This window comes from Cellvibrio sp. PSBB023, from assembly GCF_002007605.1.
Lineage (GTDB): Bacteria > Pseudomonadota > Gammaproteobacteria > Pseudomonadales > Cellvibrionaceae > Cellvibrio.
In genome coordinates this window covers 3,482,324-3,506,790 of record NZ_CP019799.1, presented here as the reverse complement: position 1 = coordinate 3,506,790, position 24,467 = coordinate 3,482,324, and the positions used below count along the sequence as shown (strand labels likewise).

The following is a 24,467-nucleotide window of genomic DNA, read 5'->3' as shown; positions in this document are numbered from 1 at the left end:
CTGAAAAACTCACCCCCAAGCAATCGCTTGGAGGTGAGCGACACACTGAGATGCTAATGAGTAAAAAACTACTTTGGCAATTACGCCGATGCCGACAACCGTTGCGTGTGACTGCTGGTGTCATTGGCGGAGGTAAGTCCGTAGGTTTTTACCAATTGCAGGATCTGGCGCGACAACTCGTCGCCCAAGGTGGATTCGCTGGAAGCTGACGTGCTGCTCTTGTCTGCTTCAGTGTCATCATCCTCGGCGGCGAGCTGCGTCATCAGATATTCCAGCGCCTCTGTGGCACTGACTGAACCATCACCATCGGTATCCGCCGGGTCAACTGACGCCGTGGACTCCGTCTCACTGGCTCCCCCTGCACCACCCGGTGGCGGCATGCCACCGGGTGGTGGGCCGCCCATACCCTGCGGACCAGCTGTGCCACCTGCCGTCGCCGCTGGCCCTTCCAGGTCGTTGGCTTCCGCATAGGTCATGGCTTCTTCGCGGTTTACCTTGCCATTGCCGTCGCTATCGGCAGCGTCAAAGTTAGCCGCAATTTCCGCCATAAAGCTGGCACGTTTGGAATCAGTTGCATTGCTGTCTTGCGACATTTCAGTCAACTGGTCTTTGGTGAACCCTTCATCCACCGCTTCCCCTTGGGCACCACGCACACGCATGGATGCCATCAGGTTGTCCATCTTATCCATGAGCGATTGCAGCGTATCGCCCAGCTCCGTTTTAGTGATATTGCCATCGCCATCCGCATCCATTGCACTGAACATCTCATCTGCGCTGGCGCTGGATGTGGTGTTAGTGCTGGCCGCGGATAAGGCTTTCTGCAACTCGCTTTTATCAAGGGAACCTTGTTGATCGGCATCGAGCTTTTTAAATAGCTCATCCACCATCGACGAGGTTTGTGCTTTCTGGGTGACTTTGGTACTGGCATAACTCGCCAGCATCGAACTCCCCGAAAGGCTACTGATACTACTCATAGCGACCTCCCTACTGGTTAAATTCGGCAAACGGTAAATTGTCTGCCCTGATTGCCAGTTGAACTGGCGTAGCCTAACCAGCAAACGATCAGCCAGACAGCGGGTTTCTGCCAGTGAATACGAGAGGTTCCACAGTCTTTGAATAGTCTTTTCACACTTTTTGTGCAATTGACCCTGTAAATGGGTATTTGGCGCTGGCGCCAGTAAATGGGGCTCTTTGGCCCAACGACGGTTCTAGCAAAAAAGCGGCGAGAGGTTAGAGAAAGCGGCATTTTTTTGCCGCCCGGACAAGAGATTGCCGATGATGTTACTCCTACTTCCAGGGTTTCCCACGCGTTCTTTCCACCGCATCCAATTTCAAATGCAGTGCCGCTTTGGCAACTATGTGTGCACTGACCGGGGCGGTGATAAATAAAAACAGTGCGATTAATAATTCGTGCAGGCTCAAACCATCGCCCTGGGTGGAGAAGAAAATCACCGAGCCGATAATGATGCCGCCCACCCCCAGGGTGGTGGCTTTGGCGGGGCCGTGCAGGCGCAAGTAAAAGTCCGGCAGGCGCATCAGGCCGATGGAACCCACCAAGGCAAAGCTGGCACCGATTAACAGGCAGGCGCTGATCAAATATTCAAGCCACGCAGGCATAAATCCCCCTTATTTAACATTTCATCATTCGATAATGTCGCCGCGCAGCAGGTATTTGCTGAGCGCGACTGTGCCGACAAAACCCATCACCGCGATGAGCAGCGCCGCTTCAAAATACAGGATGCTGCCCTGATAAATGCCGAACAACACCAGCAAGGCGATGGCGTTGATGTACATGGTGTCGAGCGCGAGTATGCGGTCGGGCAGCGAGGGGCCGATGATCAGTCGCCAGAGGTTGAGGGCGATGGCGATACCCAGCAAGAACAGGGCGATAGCTATGGCTGTGGTGAGCATTCAAACACCTCCTTCAATGGGGCTTCGTAGCGCTGTTTCATCTCAGCGATGGCGGCGTCTATATCGGTGACGTGCAGGCTGTGTACTAGCAAGTAGCGACCATCCAGACTCAAATCCGCTGACACTGTACCGGGCGTGAGTGAAATGGTGCTGGCAAACAGGGTGATGGTAAATTCGTGCTCTATGTCCAGCGGTACCTGCATAAACGCAGGCTGTAATTTGTTGATGGGGCCAAGGATGCGCACCACCAGAATCAGGTTGGCGATGAGGATATCCCACAGCACGACCAGGATAAATTTAACCAATACCAGCGGCTTGCGCAGTTGCAGGGATTCCGGCCAAAACCCTTGGGTCAGCCAGGGAATCAACCAGGCGAGAATAGCGCCGAGCAACACTTGGCCAAGGCTGATTTCATTAACCAATAGCAGCCAGAGCACCAGCATAAACATGCTTAGGGTGGCGTGCGGAAACCAGCGGCGCGCCTTGGGCGCGGTGGATGGGGTTGCGCGCGAATGCATGGTTAAGCCCCCTCTTTCACAGTGAATTGTTGCATGGCCTGCATATAGGCCTCAGGCGACAGTAATTGACGTGCCAGTGCCTGGGTGTAGTCGAGCACAGCGGATGCGCCCAGTGTGACTGACCCTATGCACACCAGCAGCCCGATCACCGCCAGCAGCTCGCCTTTATCGGCCAGCTTGGTACCGGCAACCGGGTCGCCGGTACGCCAGAAAAAAGTGGAACCGCTACGGCTCAGGGCCATGAGTGTCACCAGGCTGCCTGCCAGCAAAATCACCCACAGCCAAGGCGCATAACCCTGGGTTCCCGCCGCACTCAGGAGCAACAGTTTGCCGATAAACCCACTCAGGGGCGGCAGGCCAATCACGCTGATGGCGGCGATAAAAAACAGCGTTCCCAAAAGGGCCGACTGCGCCAAACGCGGCCCCTTGCTGATGCGATCCGCCAGTTCACCGCGCTGGCGCTGGATAATATCGGCCAGCAGAAAAAGTGCGCCGCAAATCAAGGTGGAATGCAGCAGGTAATAGAAACTCGCCGCCAGTGCCGCTTCGGTATGGAGCGCGATACCCGCCAGCAATGTCCCCACCGAGACAATTACCAAATAGGCAATCTGGACGCGCAGTTCGCGCGCGGCTAGTGCACCGAGCAACCCCAACACCAAAGTGATCAACGCCAAGGGCCAGAGCCAGGGCAACGCGAGGTTGGCCACCGGGCCAGCGTTATCGCCAAAGATCAGGGTGTAGCAGCGCACTATGGTGTAAACACCCACTTTGGTCATGATCGCAAACAGTGCCGCTACCGGTGCACTCGCCGAGGCGTAAGCGCGCGGCAGCCAGAAATACAGTGGTGCTATGGCAGCTTTCAGGCCAAATACCACCAGTAATAAAACCCCGGCGGTGGCCGCCAAGGGCGCATCAGCGGGATCGAGCTGGGCGATTTTGACAGCGAGATCAGCCATATTAAGGCTGCCGGTGAGGCCATAGAGTGCCGCTACTGCGATCAAAAACAGCGCCGACCCGGCCAAGTTAATCACCACATAATGCAACCCTGCCCTCGCCCGCTCCGCACCGCGCCCGTGTAACAGCAGCGAGTAGGAGGCGATCAGCAATACCTCAAAGAACACAAATAGGTTGAACAGGTCGCCGGTCAGGAAGGCGCCATTCACCCCCAACAGCAGGAATTGCACCATGGCGTGCAGCTTGTCGCTGGGAGCATCGTTGCCGCGTGTGGCGTAAATCAGGCTGAACAAGGCCAGCACGGCGGTGACCATCAGCATCAATGCACTGAGGTGATCCAGGACCAACACTATGCCAAAAGGTGGCATCCAGTTACCCAGCGCATAGAGGCGGATCTCGCCGTCGCTGGCGAGGTACATCAGATAAGCACTCAGGCCGGTCAGCGCCGCGGCAGATAACAGGCTCAAGCTGCGGATCAATAACAGCGAGCGGCCAGACAACAGAATCAATAGCACTGCCGTCAGCAACGGCAGTAGCAGGGGAGCGATCAGAAAATGGTTCACACTTCGTCCTCCGCCAGTGGGCGCACCGGTTTTACCGGCTTTTCACCGATGGCGGCACTGCCGTCCACGTGGTCATTACCCAACTCCGCGCGGCCGCGCAGGGCGAGTACCAGCAGAAAAGCCGTCATGGCAAAACCTATCACAATCGCCGTCAGTACCAGGGCTTGCGGCAGCGGATCGGCATAGCTATCGCCCTGCCCTATCACTGCCGGAGCGCCACTGCGCAGGCGACCCATCACAAAAATAAACAGGTTGACCCCGTAGGACAGCAGGGTCAGGCCGAGGATGACCGGAAAGGTACGGGCGCGCAGCAGCAGGTAGACACCGCAACTTACCAACACCCCAATCACCAATGCGATTAATGCTTCCATCAGTGCGCCTCCTCTTTGGTTGTGGCATAGGTGGTCTGCGCCAACTGGCCCAATTGCGACAGCATCAGCAAGGTGGCGCCCACCACGGTGATATACACACCGGCATCAAAAATCATCGCCGTGGCCAGCTCGAACTCGCCCACCAAGGGCCAGTGCACATGGGTAAAACTGGTGGTGAGGAAGGGGTAACCAAATGCCCAACTGCCAGCACCGGTCAGCGCAGCAACCAACACACCCCATGCGCCCAGACGGCTGTAGTCGAGAGGCAAGCGGCGCTCGACCCAATCGGAACCGCTGCACACATACTGCAAAATCAGTGCAACACTGGTGATTAACCCGGCGATAAACCCGCCGCCGGGCTGGTTGTGGCCGCGCAGGAAGATGTACACCGAGACCATCAGCGCCAGCGGCAGCAAAATCCGCGACAGCACTCTGAGGATAGGTGGATAGGGATCGCGCGCCCAACGGCGACCATCGCCGTCAGTACCCGGCAATGGCAGGCGCAGACCGTCGAGCATCAGGTAAACCCCCAGACCGGCAATCGCCAATACCGTGATTTCCCCGAGGGTATCAAAACCGCGGAAGTCCACCAGAATCACATTGACCACATTGGTACCACCGCCACCACTGACACTGTTGGCCAGGAAGAAGTCCGCCAGACTGGTGTCGTAGGGGCGCGTGAGTATCGCCAGGGTCAGCAAACCTACGCCCAAACCGGCACCGCTGGCGAGCGCGATATCGCGCAGCACCCGGCTTTTATCCGACTCGTTAGGCGTCAATTGTGGCAGGAAATAGAGCGCGAGCATCAGCAGGATAATGGTCACAACTTCTACCGAGATTTGGGTCAGGGCCAGATCCGGCGCGGAAAAGCGCACAAAGGCAAGGGAGACAATCAGCCCCACGACGCCCATCACCAGCAGTGCGGCAACCCGGTTGTGGTGAATCAACACTGTCACCAGCGCCGCAACCACCAGCACCAGCGCCAACAGCAGGCTCACCCAATCCACCGGTGTCAGGGCGACACTGCCCAGCAGCGATCCCAGCGGCCAGAACTCGACTGCCGCCAACACCAGCGCAGTGCCGATAAACAAGGCGACCGAGCGCTGCAAGGAACCGTTTTCCACGCGATCAGTCACCCGCTGGGCAAGACGCACCACACTTTGGATGCGTTTTTCAAACACCTCTTTTTCATCCACCCGATACTTGCGCTCATAGAAGGCAAAGAGGCCTGTACGCTGGTAGTAAAGCAGCAGGCCACCCACCAGCGCGATAGCGCTCATCGCCAAGGGTAGATTGACGCCATGCCACAGGGCGATGTGATACTCGGGAATACCGCCCCCCAACACCGCGCGACTGGCCGCGTCCAAAAAAGGCGCGACAGTCAGGTTAGGCACTATACCCACCAGCAAACAGAGCACGCCCAGCAACGCCATGGGCAAAATCATATAGCGCGGCGGCTCATGGGGCGGGAACTTGGGCAGGTTGACTGGTTCGCCGTTAAAGAACACATCGTGGATAAAACGATAGGAATAGGCCACCGCAAAAATCCCGGCAAGGGTCGCCATGAGCGGAATAATCCAATCAAATCCGCCCATCAACTCCACTTGTAAGGTCTCGGTAAAAAACATCTCCTTGCTCAGGAAACCGTTCAGCAGCGGCACGCCGGCCATGGCCGAGGCGGATACCATAGCCACCGTAGCGGTGATGGGCATGTACTGCCACATGCCATTAATGCGGCGCATATCGCGCGTGCCCGTTTCGTGGTCGATAATACCGGCGGCCATAAACAGCGACGCTTTAAAGGTCGCATGGTTGACTATATGGAACAGCGCCGCCACCGTGGCTAGCTCGCTGCTAAAGCCCAGCAGCAAGGTGATCAGCCCCAAATGGCTGATGGTGGAATAGGCAAGCAGCCCCTTGAGGTCGTGTTTAAAGAGCGCGTTATAGGCACCAAACACAAGGGTGGCAAGGCCGGTAAAGGTCACCAGATAAAACCATAAATCCGACCCTGACAGGGCAGGATACAAACGCGCAAGCAAAAATACTCCGGCCTTCACCATGGTCGCCGAATGCAAATAGGCCGATACCGGCGTAGGTGCAGCCATGGCATGAGGCAGCCAGAAATGGAAGGGAAACTGCGCCGATTTGGTAAAGGCGCCGATCAAAATCAAAATCAATGCAACCGGATACAGCGGATGGGCCTGAATCAATTCCGCCGAACTGAGAATCACCTGCAAACTATAGCTACCGGTAATCTGCCCCAGAATCAGCGCGCCGGCCAGAAGGGTTAAACCCCCTGCCCCGGTAATCGCCAAGGCCATACGCGCGCCTTTGCGCGCCTCACTCTTGTGCGACCAATAGCCAATCAACAGGAAAGAACTGAGGCTGGTCAGCTCCCAAAAGACAATCAACAACAGGATATTATCGGCCAGGACTATGCCAAGCATGGCCATCATAAATAGCTGCAGCAGCGCGTAGAGGCGGCCGAGGGAATCCTTATCGTCCAGATAGTAACGCGCGTACAAAATCACCAACAGGCCAATGCCCACAATTAACAGCGCGAACATCATGCCCAAGCCGTCAAGGCGCAGGCTTAAATCCAGACCCAACTGCGGCAACCAACTCTGGTGAAAGAAAAACACCTGCCATTCAAACAGCGCAGGTAAATAGGACACTAACAAACCCAGTGCCAGCAACGGCCCTACCGCCGCCGACATAGCACAGATGTTACGACCAAATCGCTCGCACAGCGGTGGCAGGCAAGCGCCCAATAGGGGCAACAAAATAATGAATAACAATTCCATGAAAAAGATCCCGGGAGCTTGTAGATGTACCGATCGCCCCCTCAGTAACAAGGTCAGCGATAAGCATAAAGCCTGAGTGCGGATTAAATTATTGCAGGAGGGTCAGTAAAAAAAGGATCGCGCTGCCGCAATGGAGACCAACTGCGCAGCCAACAGAGGTATTGACTCGAGGCTGGTGCCAAAGGAGCCAACAGGAAAGTCTTGGGTAAGAGCTTGGACATAAGCATGCCCCAGTTATACCCACTTTGATGCAGAGATGCCAGTAAATGGCTGATTTTTCACAGTTCCTTACGCGATACTAACGCCCATAAACACAAAAACCACAGCCGCCCACGATTGAGGTGACTGTGGTTTTGCTGCACAAAACGCCCGAGTAAAAAGGTTTACGCGGGTGCTAATGCAAAAACAATAACATGGGCTGTGATCAAAACTCCGCAGAGCATGAGCTGCTGACGAATACTGAGCGTGGACATAAAGGTTACCTGCTAAAAATCGGGCGAGGCCCGTGTCTATGTTTCTATTCTTATTAAAATGATTTGCAATCGACGGCGTTACCGCAGGAAGATCCGTTGATTCAGGCAAACCACACAAATCCCTATAGACAAACTCTTTATAACATATATACAAAAAGCTACAAATATTAAATATTTATAACTGCTCCGATAATCGCTTATTTATTGCGCTTTTTTGCATAACCCTAAATATATTCTGTATCCACACGGCGATAGATCACTATTGTTATCGCAATCAATAAAAAAACCGCAGCATTCGCTACGGTTTTTTTATAACGGCATGCCTGTCATGGGCCGGAATGCAGCACATGTTGTGCACCCCGCCCTGAACACTTATTGAATAGTTACTGACAAGCTGTTGGTGATAAGGCCTCCATGTAAGCCCTATCCGGTGACAGCGGCGAATTAAATGGCACATCGCCATATTTTCCTGCCGTTAGCGTCACGTAATCCACCAAATCCTGACCCGCCGCAAAACGCCAACCATTAATCATATTCAGCGATGCTGCATTATAGTGTTGTGACAAATCGGCCACTGTGCCATTAGTTGCTGTCAACGCTGTTTGGGTGGTGTCATCAACAACACAGCTATCACTGCCAAACCACAAGAAGTTGCGATCATTACGGAACGAACCGCCACTGATATCCTTGAAGTAATTGTTGTTAATTTCTGCGAGCGACGCAGCCAGAGATGATTTTTCTTGATGGATGCGATTTACCACAAACGCATTGTCTTCCAGGAATGCACTGGCACCCACACGCAAACTCAAAATCTCTTTGCGATAGTTAATAAACACATTATTAAACATATGGGTTTTACCACGACGTAGCAACGGTACACGACGCAAGGTGTTACCCAACAACTTGTAGCTATCGTCGGTAGTCACAAAAGCATTGTGGTGCATAGTGGTAGTAATGTTGGCGTTGATGGTGCGGCTATCACTGGAGCCATGCAACACAGCACGCTTCACATTTTGCAAACGGTTAAACGACATAGTGATGTTATGCGCACCGATTTTCACATCGAATGCTGAATCACCCGTGGTATCAAAAGTGTTTTTGTGAATCCAGATATCGCTGGAAAAACCGGTTGAACGAATCATATCCGGATCGACATAGTGATCCTCGGTATGACCGGCGCCACGGAAATCCAGATGCGTGAAAATCACACTGGTCGACGTTTGTGTCGGTACACCATCGCTGTCTTTACCAATCGCAAAACCGCTGAACATAAAATAGGCCTTGCTCATGCGCCCATCAATGGTTTTATTGGAGCCCACCGCCGGGATACGAATAGGAATATCTTTATTGTTCATTGCCTTATTGAAAAACTCCGTGCGGCATTGCGCTTCACCAGTAAACCCTTTGCGAGCACACCACTGCCAGTAATCAACACATTCTGCTTCACTGGCATCCAACATGGACAACACAGTCGGGTTGGCGCAATACATACGGTACATACCAATTTCATGCTCATTGGCAAATTCCGCTTTATCAAATACCACCCAGTTGTGAGCGTTATCGGTCAAGGCATCCAGTAATTGTTGTTCAACGGTAACACTGGAATTTTTCGTGATAATGGTGAGTTTGCTATTACCGTTCGGGTCGTAACCGCCCTTGGCATTTTCACCGTAACCTACCGGCGTACCGAGCGACTCATACAAACACTCCACAATTTCCTGATCGGTTTGCAAATTGGTATCACGCCAGTTCACATTAGGGTTAGTGACCAAACTAATACAGTCTGCACTCAGGTTTACATCGACCGGAACATAAGGCTCGCTTGATGATGAACTGCTAATCGATGAAGCTATGGATGAGCTACTTGAACCAACACCGCCCACCACAGAACTTCCCACCGAGCTGCTAGTACCCGCATTACCCGTTGATGAAGCACTGCTGGATGAACCTGCCGCACCGGTGTACTCAATCACTAAATTATCAAAGGTTAAGGTGGCCGAACTTTCTGCACGGATTTGAATAAATGATGCCGCGGTTCCCGTCTCTGCATTCAGCACAAACCGCTGGCCGCTCAAGAGGGTACTGGCGTTCTCATTAAAAATTCGTGTCCCGGAGGTGCTGGCGCTGTCCACAAAAATTTGTATTTTTCCAGAACCGACAGCCTGAATAACATCAAATGAAATGCGATAAGGTCGGCTTAAATCCAAATCTTTACCAGCTTCGCCAATAGTAAAACGAGCACCAGCCAAAGTAACAGCCCCGTCATTAAAGGCTGGCGTTCCACCAGACTTCTTATACAGCGATTGACCACTGCCATTCACACGGTAGGTTGTATAAAAATTATTTTCTGTCGCGCCTTCAAAAGTTTCGCTGAAAAATACTTCTGCCGCAGGGCTAACCGAGCTTGATGAAACAGCAGTCTCACTGCTCGCAACAGATGAGCTGGATTCAGCCACCGTTTCACTGCTATTAACCGATGAACTGCTTTCTACAACCGTTTCACTACTCTGGACAGACGCACTGGAGGAAACCTCTTCTGCGCTGCTATTAACTGATGAGCTGGCCTCTACAACAGTTTCACTGCTAGCAACGGAAGAGCTTGAAGCAACCACTTGCTCGCTGCTATTAGCAGATGAACTGGTTTCAACAACAACAGTAGATGATTGGCTCGAACTGCTGGACGATGGGCCATTAATTAATTCCAATGTTGTTTGGAAGTGCGCCACAGCTTGCTCAATGGGAATTAATTCATTATTAGCACTACCTGATGCCTGTAATAATTCCTTCACCGCCGGTAATTGTGCAAATACCTCTGGTGGCACGGTGAAATCCAATACTGCTCCTGCTGCAATTGCAGCGGCGGTAATTTCAATACCGTTTGATGCATCGCCATCTTTATCAAGGCTTTGCAAGAGTCGCAAAATATTGATTACCTGGTTATCTTCCAATGTTTCGGTACTGGCCATATCCAGCGGTGTCACAATGTCTTTTGCTGTAACACTCGGCAATTCCAATGCACCGATAAAGAAGGTAATTAATTCACCAACGCGATAACTGAATTCACCCTGATCATTGGTGAACCCCTCTTGGGTTTCTGTACGGTAACCAATATTGGCAACTGCCGCATCAAGAAATACGCCTGTTACTACCGGCGCCTGGCTACTGGATTGTGTTGAGCTGGTTTCAGCACTGGAAACACTGCTCACAGAAACGGCTGCGCTGGATGACAGCGATGAAACAGAACTGGAATTTTTACTACCAGCCCCTGAACCACCACAGCCCGTCATCAACATGCTGAGCATAGCCGCAGAAATGATTGTCTTTTTCATAGTTTTTCCTGACAAATATTTTCATTTTTATTGATTATCAGACCAATAACTATTGCCGGTGAGATGAGCCATTCCTGGCTTCTTTTTTGGGGGGAATAGAAACGCCCGGAATTTATCCGGGCGAAGAGAACGCTATTTGATAATAGCTAAATCAAAAATACGTGCACCTTTACCTTGTGTACCATCCCATCCATAAGCTTCAACATCCACATTTCCAGTGCAATTCGAGGCTACATTTGCTTCTTGGAAGCCACCGTTACCCTCATAATAAACTTCCGCACCATCAACTGTGATACGCAACTTACGCGTTACATCATTCGAACTGCTTGGTGCGTGTTTTACTTGAATTGCAAAAGGGCATTCAACCTGTTTAATAATTACTTTACCAACAGAACCTGTATTGTTACCAAACTGTACTACTCCAGTAGAGCCATCTGCGCCACTTGGAGCACTTTGAGTAGTGCTTATTTTTAACTTGCCAATAAGCTTTGCTGCATATCCAGCTGTATTTATTACTGTCGGTGCATCAACTTCTGTGCTTAGTGTTACCTCTTTGTTTTCCTCCAAGCCAGAAGTACCAAGTGAAGCAAAATTCATACTTAGTACAATAGTATTACCAATCGCAGGCTCTTCCGGCTCTTCGCTCGCGGCTACTGGCGTACCACTTGCACTCACACTGTACTCACTATTGCCGTTAGCATTCACGGCTCGCACAAATACAAAGTAAGGAGTGTTATTTGTTAAACCCGTAATAACGGCATTGGTACCCGTAACAGGATTATTTTCAAATGCTGTTGCGCCATCAATTGAATCTACCGTGTTGTAAATCACCTCGTAACTGGTAGCACCGCTAACAGCGCTCCAGCTTACAGAAAGTTGTTGATCACCAGCAGTAACTACAGGCGCATTAGGTGCAGCAGGGGTAGGTTCAGCACAAGTCTCAGCAGCAGGTTCGGTACTGGTATCAGCTTGGTAGCCAACCCACAGGTCATCAATAGTGACTTGTGCCGTACTCTCTGCACGCAATGCGATAAATGAAGTCGCGCCACCAATTGTAGAATTAATGGCTACTCGCTGACCCGTACTGATGCTATTCGCCGCTACACTATAAATACGGCTACTACCCATATGAATTGAGTTAGTCGCACCTGTAGTGTTGTTATCAATCAATACTTGAAATGTACCTGCGCCTTGCGCTGCTTTAACACAGAAAGAAATACGGTAAGGTTTACTTAAGTCGAATTCACCAGTAGTAACTGTATCAGCTGCTGTAGTCGGAGTTGCCGCTGTGGTATTGCCTAATGACAATCGGGCGCTACCAAATATCATTTGACCATTAGCAAAATTCGGTGTACCGCTGTTGCTATAATAAAAAGGCGACTCTTTCGTTTGCAATGCTTTGTAGGCCGTACTGGAAAAACCTGTTGCATCTACCACGTTGTTAAAATCTTCAAAGAACGGCAAGCTGGTATTTACAATTACAATCGCCGGTGCACTACTTGACGCAATAGAACTTGAACCCTCTCCATTATTGGATTCAGAAGAAACCACACTGGATGATTGTCCGCCTGATGTATTACTACTTGAAGAGTTAGCACCTGATGAATTTGCATTTGAAGAGCTACTATTGGGTACACTGCTGCCAGAATCTCCGCCATTACCAATTTTACCCACGCCAGCATTCGCCATCACAATAGCAGGAATATTATTAGCCGCATCCATGGTGACGGTGTAAGGCACACTTACTTCACAAGTGGATTGCAACTGGCCATCAACTACCGCCGGAATCGCCCAAGCCTGGCCGTTTTCTACGGTGCGGCTGTAATAAATAGTCGGCAGTACCGTGTTGTCATTATTGGTTTGCCAGCAGCCGGGCGTTGGCGAATCCTTGGATGCAATTAGTGGATTATTTACGTTGTAAAAATAATTACTTTCTACCAATGCTTGGGCATTGGCACGAGAGTTAATCGCATGAATCATGTATGTTTGTGATGGGTTAGACCAATAGTTGTTATAAATATGAACCAACGCATTGCGAATTAACGGCGTACGCTGTTCAATATTTTTGTACCAGTTGTGATGGAATGTAATATTGGTATTGGTGTCGCTATCGTTATAGCCGACTAAACCTGCACGGCTGGAATCGTTAAACAGATTGTAAGAAACGGTTACGTTAGTTACGCCAGATTTCATATCTAACAGCGAGTCATACCCATCTTTTTCACCACCGGATGCCTCTAGCCAGTTGTGATCAATCCATACGCGATCAACATTGGTTTCCATGCCAATGGCATCACCGCCATTAGAGGTAGGTGAACCACTTTTCTTCACATTACGGATATGAACATTCTGGATAATGATATTGGAGGCATCACGCACATGAATGCCAATTTCATCAAATAATGCATTGGTACCAACACCAATAATTGAAACATTACTGGTCTTTTTGATTTCAATAACATCACCCTGTGTATCACAACCTTGCGCCGTGGTATTACCGTGATTGATAGTGCCGTTCACCATAATAGTAACCGGCGCAGTTCTGTTGCCATTGCGTACGCCACACAGCGCTGCATTAAGTTCAGTACCGGTAGTAACGGTGATCACTGGGCCACCTGCACCACCTGTCACACCGGCATGTGCCGCAAAACCTTCCATTTTTGCAGGACGAAGACCATTCGCTTCAGATGAAATACTGGATGAACTACCACCAGGTACTTCAATATCAGGCGTGCTACTGACAGAAGCACTGGAAGCAACTGTCTCGCTGCTTACTGATGAACTTGATGGAACTACGACAACCGGTGTGCTGCTAACTGATGAGCTTGATGGCTCAACAACCACTGGTGTACTGCTTGCCGACGAACTTGATGGCTCAGGCTCAACAACAATAACTGATGACTGGATGGAACTATTACTGGAACTGCTGGACGATGGGCCATTAATCAGCTCCAACGTCGTTTGAAAGTGAGCCACCGCTTGCTCAGCAGGAATTAATTCCTGATTCGCACTGCCGGTAGCTTGCAACAAGGCTTTTACCGCGGGTGATTCTGCAAACACCTCCGGGGCAACCGTGAAATCCAACACCGTACCGGCAGCAATTGCCTCGGCGGTAATTTCGATTCCGTTTGATGCATCGCCGTCTTTATCAAGGCTTTGCAACAAACGCAAAATATTAATGACTTGGTTGTCTTCCAAACTTTGTACATTGGCAATGTCCAATGGCGTGATAATTTCAGCCGCCATCACACTGGGCAATTCCAGTCCGCCGATATAAAAGGTAATTAACTCGCCAAGGCGATAATTAAATTCACCATTGACGTTGGTAAAACCTTCTTGGGTAGCGGTGCGGTAGCCGATATTGGCGACGGCAGCGTCAAGAAAAATGCCCGTCGCCACAGGCGCCAAACTGCTGGCCTGGGCAGAACTGGTTTCTGCACTGGAAATACTGCTAACAGATACGGATGAACTGGAGAGTGAAGAGGCTGAGCTGGTATTTTTTTTACCGGAGCTTGAGCCACCACAACCAACCATCAGTACGCTAATTACAATAGCGGATAGAATTGATATTTTCATTGTTGATTCCTGATAAATCGGTGTAATTTTTATTGTCGCAATAGCAGAAATCACCGCGTAAAAACGCAGCGTTCATGCTGTTTATCAAGACCAAATACAATTGCCGTTTTTGCTGAGCCGGTTGGCCGACTTCTGACTATAAAAATTCTGTGCACCAAAAAGTGCGCGGTTAGTACAGGGGGTGATTAGGTGGATAAAAAATAATAGCGGCGAGATGCGCTGTAGGAATAAAGCGCCAGAAATGACGAACGAGAAGTAACCTGAGAGATTGTCTAATGCCAGACAAAAGAATATTGCCGCCACAAGCGGCAAAACTTGACGTGATTAGGGATAGAGTTTTCATTGGCTGCTTTCTCTAGGTTATTTTAATAATTCGATAACCAAACCAATGCCGAAGAGATGTCAGGCGAACCTGTGTTTTTATCATTTTTATATTGGCGCATAATGTCGCCTTGCGTCATTTTTGATCGTTTCACGATTTTTATCAAGTTTTTGATTTGATAGCACAGATTTTTTTACCAAAAACCTATCTCGCTGTTACTTAATCACTCAATATGCTTTTTTAACTCATAAAAACCGGAGTTTCCTCCGGTTTTTGACTAAACCTCAGTTACTGGACATTTGCTAAAAGGAAAATCTATGGTGGATCCATAGCTTCAATCCGAATACCACTAATCAAAATCCCTTCTGCTCCTACTGCGCTATCTGCCCGCAGTTGAATAAATGATGTGGCGGTACCGCGATGATTTGTATTCATCTCATACACAATTTCCTCGCCATCGGTAATGGTACTAACAGTTCTGTTGATCAGACGCGAGTTGGCGGTAGTTTGGTGAATGGAATTGGCGCCCGCAGTGGTGTTGTTGTCCAAAAATACTTGGAAAAGTCCCATGTTATCCGGTGCACTTGCTACATTGATAATTATTTTGTAATAACCGCTTAGATCCAACACACCATTGACACTCATATCCGTTGGCGCAGTATTGGTTTGTGTCAGTACCCCATCAATATTTGGTGCAACCACCTGACCAATTGTAAAACGACCACCGGAAGCCAAACGGATTCCACCTTCCTCCAAGGTGATACCAGAGCCACCTCCCGCGATGAAATGCATAGGAATTTCAGAGGCCGCGCCGAGTGTTTGCACCGCAGAGCCATTGCTACCGAAGAATAAATCCTTGGTGAGATTTAAATTGGCTTGGTAAATGTACGCGGGTGCCGTTGCTATCACTACTTGAGCAGCTGTGTACTCGCTCTCGCCTGCACTGTTAACGGCTTTAACAAATACATAGTAGGGGGTGTTGTTAACCAAATACGTCAGACGATTAAAGGTATCAGTGATACCCGTAACAACTGTCGCAGTCGCAGTGTCATTCACAGTGTTAAGCGCAAGGCTGTAGTTTTGCGCACCGTCAGTGGCTGCCCAAGTGACTAACGCGCTTTGGTTATCACCATAAATTTTCAAACCTGTTGGCACGCCCGGCGCAACGACAGGTGCTTCGGGTACAACTACGGCACTCGGACCAAAACCGCTTTCACCGCTGACGTTATGTGCGCTAACAAATACGTAATAGGTAGTGCCATTGGCTAAGCCGGTAATTGTGAACGAGGTATCTGTCAGGTTTTCAACCAGTGTTGCGCCTTCCAGTGAATCAACTGTGTTGTATGCCAGTGTGTAACTTGTCGCACGCGCTGCGGCTTCCCAACTAACGTTAATTTGATTACTGCTCGATTCAACGCTAGGCACCGTTGGAACGCTAGGAGCTGGTGCGATATTCCAGTTAGGTTCACGCGTACCCGCTGTGCAACTAGTCGCTGTTGGTTCAGTAGTGGTATCTGATTGATAACCAACCCAGAGTTCGCTCATGGTGACCACTGCTGCACTTGGCAAGCGCAACTGAATAAATGATGTCGTTGTGCCAAGGTTTTGCAATACAGCATCAATCGCTTGACCACCAATCAACACTTCACCTGGGAAATTAATTTCAACACGTTTGCCCGCCGCAAAGTTAGTCACGTTGAGCTGTTTCGCCAAACTTTTGATGCCGTGAATAGAAAAGCTGGAAACCGATTGGTTGTTATCGATGTACACCATAAATTGCTGATTACTCGCTGATCCGTTTAACGCTTCCGCTTCTTTCACACAAAAAGACATTTTCCAAGGATGACTCAGATCCAACTCGCCCCAAGTTGTCGTGGCGGGGAAGCTAACTGCCAATGCATCAGTCGTAGTATTTACTTTGTAATCAACAGGCAAGGCCTCAGGATTAATATGTGTACCTGTAGTTTGCAAGCGCTGCCCCAACGTCATGCGCGCATTGCCAATAGTCATCTGACCATTACTCGCCACTATGCGACCAGCATCCAAACCAGCGGTGGAATAATAAAAAGATGGATTGGGATCATCGCCCGGTTCAAGCAAACTTTTGTAAGCGGGCGCAAAAAGTTGAATTGCACTCACCACGTTAAAGTTTTCGATAAATGGCAGAATGTTATTCGCTGGTAATGCCTGACTTGATGTAGATGAGCTTGAGCTTTCACTCACTGATGTACTGCTCGCAGTGGAACTGGTTGAAGTCTCACTGGAGCTGCTGGATGCTGTACCATTAATAAACGCTAAGGTTTTTTGAAAATGATCGTAAGCCTGTTTTACAGGAATAAATTGACTATTAACACCACCCGATGCCCATAACAAATTCTCTACATCTTGTAATTGGGCAAAGGTTTGTATGGGAAGAGTAAGATCCATCCATTCAGCTGCACCCAAAGCCTCATCTGTAATTTGAATGCCATTTGTCGCATCGCCATCAACATCAAGGCTTTGCAACAAGCGCAAAATATTCATTAGAACATTAGTTTTCGATCCACTGGCCTCAGCCATATCCAAAGGGGTAATGATGTCTTTAGCAATTACGCTAGGTAAATCCAACGCGCCAATGAAAAACGTAATTAACTCGCCTTCGCGATAAGAGAACTCTCCATTCTCATTGGTAAAACCCACTGTGGTCTGTGTGCGATAACCAATATTCACTACAGCAGAATCCAGAAAAACTCCCGTTAACAAAGGCGCACTGCTGCTGGATGAATTACTGCTTACCTCGGATGACGAAGACTCAATGCTTGATATTGAGCTGACGTCCTCAGAGCTTACGGAAGATGAACTACTTGAAACCTGTATGGAGCTGAGAGACTCCGAACTCACTGACACTGAGCTTGATGCAATTGAACCAGGCGCAATCGAACTGGATGCAACCGAGCTAACCACAGTAACCGAACTCGACTGGGTTGGTTGCGTTAACTTTCCACCTGAACCGCCACAGCCCATCATCAACGCACTGATGGCAACAGTGGCCGCTATTATTTTTTGCATAGTTGATCCTTGATAAAAACGGTTTTTATTTTTCCAGACGCAACAATTACCACTCATAAACCCGGAGTGGCCCAAAGAAGCAGTATATTGGTTCCTAATGTCGCCTTTAACTATTCTTAAGTGTTTCGCTCAGTTAATTAAATTTTAATATTTTCAAAAAATGAAATTTTTTATAAAAAACCGGAGTTTACTCCGGTTTTTTAGTCGATTATCAACTGCTTAGTTATAGGCTTTATCAATTGAAGTTACATGCATACCACCTGCACCGCCACCCTCACGAGAGAAAAGAAACTTCACTTCTGTTTGGGTATGCCCTGCCGGGAGACTGAATGTAGTCGTAGTAGCCGTACCGACTTTGGCATCATATTTAGCAAGAACATTTTCATCACTACCCACGAATACAATTGAACCCAGCGCAGTGCCAGCAGAAGTGGAATTACGATGTACAACGGTAATGGTGACTGCTCTACCCGCATCCACAGGCACTCCGATGTATGCTCGCATTTCTTCTGCCGCCGCACCTACTGTTGCAACAGGATCACCCGACGCAAAGCCGGTACCATTAAAGTTCCACTCCAGATTAGATCCACCGCGATGACGCAAGCTGCCGGTCGCATTGTGAAAGAAATTCAATCCATTCACGCTACGGGCAGTCGAACTCTGAATAACTGCATTATTAGTGGTGGCAACATCAGGATTAGACAAAATACTGACATAAGTATTGGGATCAAAACTGGCCCAAGCAGTATTTACATCTGCACCACTCGCAGCACTGCTTGAGCTCGAAGATTCACTACTGGATGAAGATGAGCTCGCTTCCGGCAAATTCAAACAGTTGTTGATTTTGTTGCGACCCGCGTAAGTCATTACGTGAGTTTTAACATCTGCCGTTGGCATTGCGTTATAGCTGTAAGGCGGTGTGAAATCGGTAGTTACCGAGTCGCTGGTGCCGGCATAGCAAGGTGGTGTAGTGCAATTTGCAACGGGCGTACTACCCCAAGTCACGCCAGTAAAACTATTACCGGTTGCATTCCAATATCCAACCATGTCGCTATCGACTGACAGAATTGGATTTTTCACGTTTTCAAATACGTTGTTATCGATGCGAATTTTGGCACCCATACGCGAGTTGATCGCTGAACCCGTTACGCTGCTGTAATAGTTATTCCACAAATGCCCTTCACCAAAACGGAACAAAGGTAAACGTGAAACGACATTTTTCCAGTAGTTGTGATGATAGCTAATAGTGCGACCAACGTCTTCTTCTACAGCGGTATCCGAGGAACCCCAAAGCGAAGTTTTTTGGCTATCGCGCAAAATATTGTAGGAAATAGTCACGTTGTGCACGCGGCTGCGGCCGCTGACTAACTCGTCATAAAAATCTTTATCGACGGTTAGATCATTATAAAACTCGTTGTGATCAATCCAGATATTGCTGACGGCACCGTCTTGACCATCCAAATTAATATGATCACCAGCACCTCTACTTTGCGGTACTTCATGCATCAATAAATTGCGAATTAAAATATTGCTGGCACCGTGGCTGATACGGATACCCACGCCATGAAATTCGCCGCTATTTTCCAAACCAATAATAGAAACATTACTGCGACGTAAACGAATTTCTGCATTGTTGGAATTTTCCCAAGTAATCTTGCCATCGATATACACTATCAGCGGTTTATCTTTATAGGTTGTATTGGTAGCCAGTAAAACATTATTGAGTTGTACACCATTAGTCACGGTAACAATATTGTTGCCCAGACCAGTATCTGCACCGCCAGTAACCCCACTGCCAGTGGCTGCAAAACCTTGCGCGGTATTGAAATTGTCACAACTGGTAAAATCAAATGCCACACTACTGGCACTGCTACTACTTACTGCTGCGCTACTGACAGAGCTAGACGACAAGGAACTACTACTAGGCTCAATAACAAGACTGGAAGAACTAGAACTAGCAACCAATGACGAGCTACTTAATACTGTGCCAGTTACAGAGCTAGACACTAAGGAGCTGCTACTAGCCCCAATAACAAGACTGGAAGAACTTTCCGTACTAGCCACCAATGACGAGCTACTCTCTACTGTTGCCGATGTACTGCTTGCCACAGATGAAGGACTAGATGACACCGCTGGCGCACTGGAACTGAGTTGCGGTGTGGATGAGTTATTCGTTCCGCTGCTGCTACCGCCACCACCACAGGCAGTAAGTGCAATCGCAGCAGTAAGGCTGAGAACAAGATTGGTGTGCTTCATAACTATTTACCTCTATTACTACTTTGGTTTTTTTTGCATCCCAGCCTAAAGACAAAACGATCGGACAAAGCCGATCGTTTTTCGGGTTAACATAAATTTTATTTGGTAATTTCAATATTCCAGATACGAATACCGCCGCCAGCGTCTCCGCTACGAGTATTCAGGATGAACAGTTCAGTAACATTAGGATCAGTCACCGTTACCGACATTACCGATTGTTCAGTACCACAAGCAGACGCCACCTTGTGGGTTTTACCGGTTTGATCAAGCACGGCAATCTGCCCATTCACACAGCTACTTGAGCTATTTGAATAGACCACAGTCAGTGTCACCGGATTGGGCGTTGCAACATAAGCCACTGAGACATAACGTGAAACGCCACCGGAGACATTGAGCAGCTTGGGATCCACTTGTCCGCTAGTGCCTTCTACCAAGGTCAACGGCTCATTCGGTAATGATGAACCGTTGTAGTTAATAGCATAAGCCGTACCGCTATTGTGCAAACGCAAACGACCATCGCTTGGAGAATAGAAGTTGAAACCCGCAAGGCTATAGGGCGCTACATTGCCGGTAAAATTCACATTCGCGCCTGTAGCCGGATCAGAAGCTACTGCGGTTTGCAGATCAGCGTAGTTAGGTGTCCAAGTCGTCGTCACCGCCGCTGCACTACTGGATGAACTGCTCGCTTCACTTGATGAGGCACCACCATCGTCAACACTACTAGCTGATGAACTCACACCGCTTGACGCGTCAGAACTTGATGAGTTGTCCACGCTGGAAATAACGGATGAACTTGCCGATGAATTTGATCCGCCGTCAGAACCACCATCCACATTCATACAATCACTAGTGTCATCCGGCAATGGATTCCAACCGGCACCATTGTTGTAGCCAGCAAATACTTGTGCACGGCTGCAATAGCCGTTTATGTCAGCCAATGAAAGTTCATAGCTGAACTGACGACCAGCCAAACTCACGGTGTTGCCGTTCATATCCATAGTGTTGTATTCGCGCCAGCCGGTAGTGGCCGTACCTGTTGCGGGGTTAGCGACAGGTTGTGAATTCACCCCTAAGCCTGCCCAGCCGCCAGCGGCGATATGGCTATCCATTTTGGTGTTAACGAACACAATGTTGTCGAAGGTTGGCGAGGTTGGGCCAGCGCTGCGCGCCAAATAATGAGTACCATCAATCGGCAATTCATTGGTTGGACCTGCACCTTTGGTCAGGCTGCTGTTCAGGAACACAAAGCCTTTATCCCCGGCGGCTTCAACACGGGCTTGCAATACATAGCCACCATTGTTGTTGCCTGTTGATCGGCCGATTGAGCGAATTTCACTCTTCTCAAACAGGGATGCTTTGCTATAGCCCCAGATAAAATCAACGTTACCGGCAACCAAGGTGTTGTAGAACCAGGTCCAGCCTTTCAACAGGAGCGTGTCTTGCTCGCTGATAAAGTTGGCGTTTTTGGCAATCAGACGACCTGTTGGGCTGTTGAAGTAAATGGTTTCCGCCTGAGCACCTGCACCGATTAACGTGGTGTTTTTCAAGGTCAGCGTATCTAACGTCAGCATATCGGCAGTTGCCACAACCATCAGCGCACGGCCATCAGAACCCGAGTTAAGCAGTTCATTGTTGGGATACTGGATAACAGTACCTTCGCGACTTTCACCTTGAATAGTCAGGTTGTTTTTGTTGCGCAGATAGAGTGGTTCTTCATAGACACCATTGCGGACATTGATGGTCGCTGGCGTATCCAATGCAATATTTTTCATCACAAAGTTCAACGCGCCCTGTACCGAGCGGAAATCGGCGGTACTGCCATCGTCGTCAACTGTCAGCGTGGTTTTGCTGATGTCAGGACCTGCTGCACGAGTAGTAAATGTCCAACCGCTAGCTTTGCCGATACCCTCAAATGGTTGCCCAGCCAAGGTTGCGCCAGTAAAGACCGAACCAATTACCGCCACATAATAGCTAGTGCCGTACTCCAACTTGTTGGCGTGCAATGAGATGCTTGCGGTGTTGCCATCTATACGTATCGGACGAGTTTTAATACTGCGCAGAGTGCCATAGCCAATATCGTCTTTCTGATCGACCAAACCAATGGTATCGACTACAGAATCATCGCTGGTTTTAAAGATGCGGATTGAACCTGCAGTACCCAAGATTGGCGCGCTATCAAAGGTCAGTTTGAGTGTGGCGTCTTCATAAGCGTCAACCTCACCTACAGCCGGCACAGTCAATCCATTCAGATTATAAGTGGCCGTTGGCATCACAAACTGGGGAGCGATATTGGCGGTAATGTTGCGTACCAGATCTGGTTTGGAAACACTGGTAAAGGTAATAGTCGCAGTACCTACACCAACTGGCGACAATGTAACGCTAGTGCCGCTGGTGCTAACACTGACTACACTGTTATCACTGGAGGTAACGGTAAATTCATCATCAGCACCCATGTCAGTTTTTGCAGTGACATTGATAACGCGTGCAGCATCACCTACTTCTGCGGCATAGGTTGTTGCGGCAGGTGAAATCAACAATGAAGCAGGCTTGTCGTTGGCATTACCGACTTTAATATCATCTATTTCAAATGACTTATTCGCCGTCCACAGACCGATCAGACCAGCAGTAGTGAAGTCAGTATCGGTAATGGAGCCTAGATTCTCGCCATCCAAATACACGGTAAGTGTGCTGTCCAATACCTCAAAGCGCAGGGTGTACCACTTGCCATCCAACAGATCTTTTGTGCCTTGGTCTATCGGCTTTTTGACTTGTTTTGGTCGAGTGAGCACACCCGCTTTCATCTTGGCAATTTCAACCTGAGTACTGGTGTTGGCGTTCTGCACATTGAGTGCACCGGCGTACCAGTTGTTGTCATCCTGATAGCGAGTCAGTATGTAGAGTTGCTTGTTACCGGTTGTACCGTTCGCGCGCGGACGAAGTTTTGCTTCAACGTAATAGTCAGCCGAGGTTACTCCGGTAAATTGCTCTGGCTTAACCAGCGCGAGAATTCCGCCCGTACTGGCAGCTGTATAGCGCAACACGTAGTTTCCGCTGTCATCGGCAACATCAAAGGTTCCATTAGGGCCTGATGTATTAGTCGCGTCAGCTCTAATATTCCACTTATCGTAATTATTGCCACTGAAGTCATCGCAGAAGTACAACCCGCTTGTTGGGCAAGCCCACACATTTGGATCGACAGGTGCTGCACTACTCGCAATAGATGAACTGGATACCGCCACATCACTGCTGGCAACCGATGAACTACTTGTAACAACCTCACTACTCACGGCAGATGAACTTGTCTCAACAATAATTTCACTACTGGTTGAGGATGAACTGCTTTCGGCAATGACCTCACTGCTCGCAGCAGATGAACTTGTTTCTACAACAATATCGCTACTAGCAGCGGACGAACTACTCAGGATGGAAGAGCTTGATGCAACAACAGCCTGACTACTCGCTGATGAGCTTGATGGTTCAACAACAATAATTGATGACTGGCTGGAGCTGCTGGACGATGGGCCATTAATCAGCTCCAACGTCGTTTGAAAGTGAGCAACAGCTTGCTCAGCAGGAATTAATTCCTGATTTGCACTACCGGCAGCTTGCAGCAAGGCTTTTACTGCCGGTAACTCTGCAAACACCGCTGGGGCAACCGTGAAATCCAACACCGTACCGGCAGCAATTGCCTCGGCGGTAATTTCGATTCCGTTTGACGCATCGCCGTCTTTATCAAGGCTTTGCAACAAACGCAAAATATTAATGACCTGGTTGTCTTCCAGGCTTTGCGCATTGGCAATTTCCAATGGCGTGATAATTTCAGCGGCCATCACACTGGGTAATTCCAGTCCGCCGATAAAAAAGGTAATTAACTCGCCAAGGCGATAATTAAATTCACCATTGACGCTGGTAAAACCCTCTTGGGTAGCGGTGCGGTAACCGATATTGGCGACGGCAGCGTCAAGAAAAATACCTGTCGCCACAGGTGCCAAACTACTGGACTGGGCAGAACTGGTTTCTGCACTGGAAATACTGCTAACAGATACGGATGAACTGGAAAGTGAAGAGGCCGAGCTGGTATTTTTTTTACCGGAGCTTGAACCACCACAACCAATCATCAGTACGCTGAGTACCGTAATGGATAGAATTGATATTTTCATTATTGATTCCTGATAAATCGATTTAATTTTTATTGTCGAATAGCAAAATCACTGCGAAAAAATCACAGTGCTCATGCTACTTATCAAGACCAATTACAACTGCCGAATGCTATGAATCGGTTATCCGATTTCTGACCATAAACAAAACCTCGCTCAATAATTATGGTTATGTTTATTGCGTT

12 protein-coding genes are annotated in these 24,467 nt (G+C 49.0%); all 12 read right to left on the bottom strand.

The annotated features are described in order from the left end of the window. Window positions 1-80: 80 nt before the first annotated feature. Window positions 81-974, bottom strand: coding sequence for an EF-hand domain-containing protein (locus B0D95_RS15105; protein ID WP_078044672.1), 894 nt, complete (start codon window positions 972-974; stop codon window positions 81-83). 313 nt (window positions 975-1,287) lie between these two features. Then, window positions 1,288-1,617, bottom strand: coding sequence for a Na+/H+ antiporter subunit G (locus B0D95_RS15100; RefSeq protein ID WP_078044671.1), 330 nt, complete (start codon window positions 1,615-1,617; stop codon window positions 1,288-1,290). A gap of 24 nt (window positions 1,618-1,641) precedes the next feature. Beyond that, a complete protein-coding gene (locus B0D95_RS15095; RefSeq protein WP_078044670.1) occupies window positions 1,642-1,911 on the bottom strand; it encodes a K+/H+ antiporter subunit F in 270 nt (89 codons plus the stop codon). Continuing rightward, complete coding sequence (locus tag B0D95_RS15090; RefSeq protein WP_078044669.1) at window positions 1,893-2,429, bottom strand: Na+/H+ antiporter subunit E; 537 nt, start codon at window positions 2,427-2,429, stop codon at window positions 1,893-1,895. The genes B0D95_RS15095 and B0D95_RS15090 overlap by 19 nt, the downstream gene beginning before the upstream one ends. A gap of 2 nt (window positions 2,430-2,431) precedes the next feature. Then, window positions 2,432-3,946, bottom strand: a complete 1,515-nt coding sequence (locus B0D95_RS15085; protein ID WP_078044668.1) for a monovalent cation/H+ antiporter subunit D — start codon at window positions 3,944-3,946, stop codon at window positions 2,432-2,434. Beyond that, complete coding sequence (locus tag B0D95_RS15080) at window positions 3,943-4,317, bottom strand: Na+/H+ antiporter subunit C (protein WP_078044667.1); 375 nt, start codon at window positions 4,315-4,317, stop codon at window positions 3,943-3,945. The genes B0D95_RS15085 and B0D95_RS15080 overlap by 4 nt, the downstream gene beginning before the upstream one ends. Further along, on the bottom strand, window positions 4,317-7,121 hold the full coding sequence (locus B0D95_RS15075) for a monovalent cation/H+ antiporter subunit A (protein ID WP_078044666.1): 2,805 nt from the start codon (window positions 7,119-7,121) through the stop codon (window positions 4,317-4,319). Before B0D95_RS15075 ends, B0D95_RS15080 begins: the two co-directional genes overlap by 1 nt. Before the next feature lie 856 nt (window positions 7,122-7,977). Next, entirely contained in the window at window positions 7,978-10,923 is a 2,946-nt protein-coding gene (locus B0D95_RS15070) for a pectate lyase (protein ID WP_246841619.1), read from the bottom strand. Between the two features lie 132 nt (window positions 10,924-11,055). Beyond that, entirely contained in the window at window positions 11,056-14,499 is a 3,444-nt protein-coding gene (locus B0D95_RS15065; protein ID WP_078044665.1) for a fibronectin type III domain-containing protein, read from the bottom strand. Between the two features lie 637 nt (window positions 14,500-15,136). After that, window positions 15,137-17,869, bottom strand: a complete 2,733-nt coding sequence (locus B0D95_RS15060; RefSeq protein WP_168172463.1) for a fibronectin type III domain-containing protein — start codon at window positions 17,867-17,869, stop codon at window positions 15,137-15,139. A gap of 219 nt (window positions 17,870-18,088) precedes the next feature. Next, window positions 18,089-20,125 (bottom strand): polysaccharide lyase family 1 protein, encoded by a 2,037-nt coding sequence (locus B0D95_RS15055; RefSeq protein ID WP_078044663.1) that lies wholly within the window; start codon window positions 20,123-20,125, stop codon window positions 18,089-18,091. 98 nt (window positions 20,126-20,223) lie between these two features. Continuing rightward, window positions 20,224-24,285: a pectinesterase family protein gene (locus B0D95_RS15050; RefSeq protein WP_246841618.1), complete on the bottom strand. Its 4,062-nt coding sequence runs from the start codon at window positions 24,283-24,285 to the stop codon at window positions 20,224-20,226. Between the last annotated feature and the right edge of the window lie 182 nt (window positions 24,286-24,467).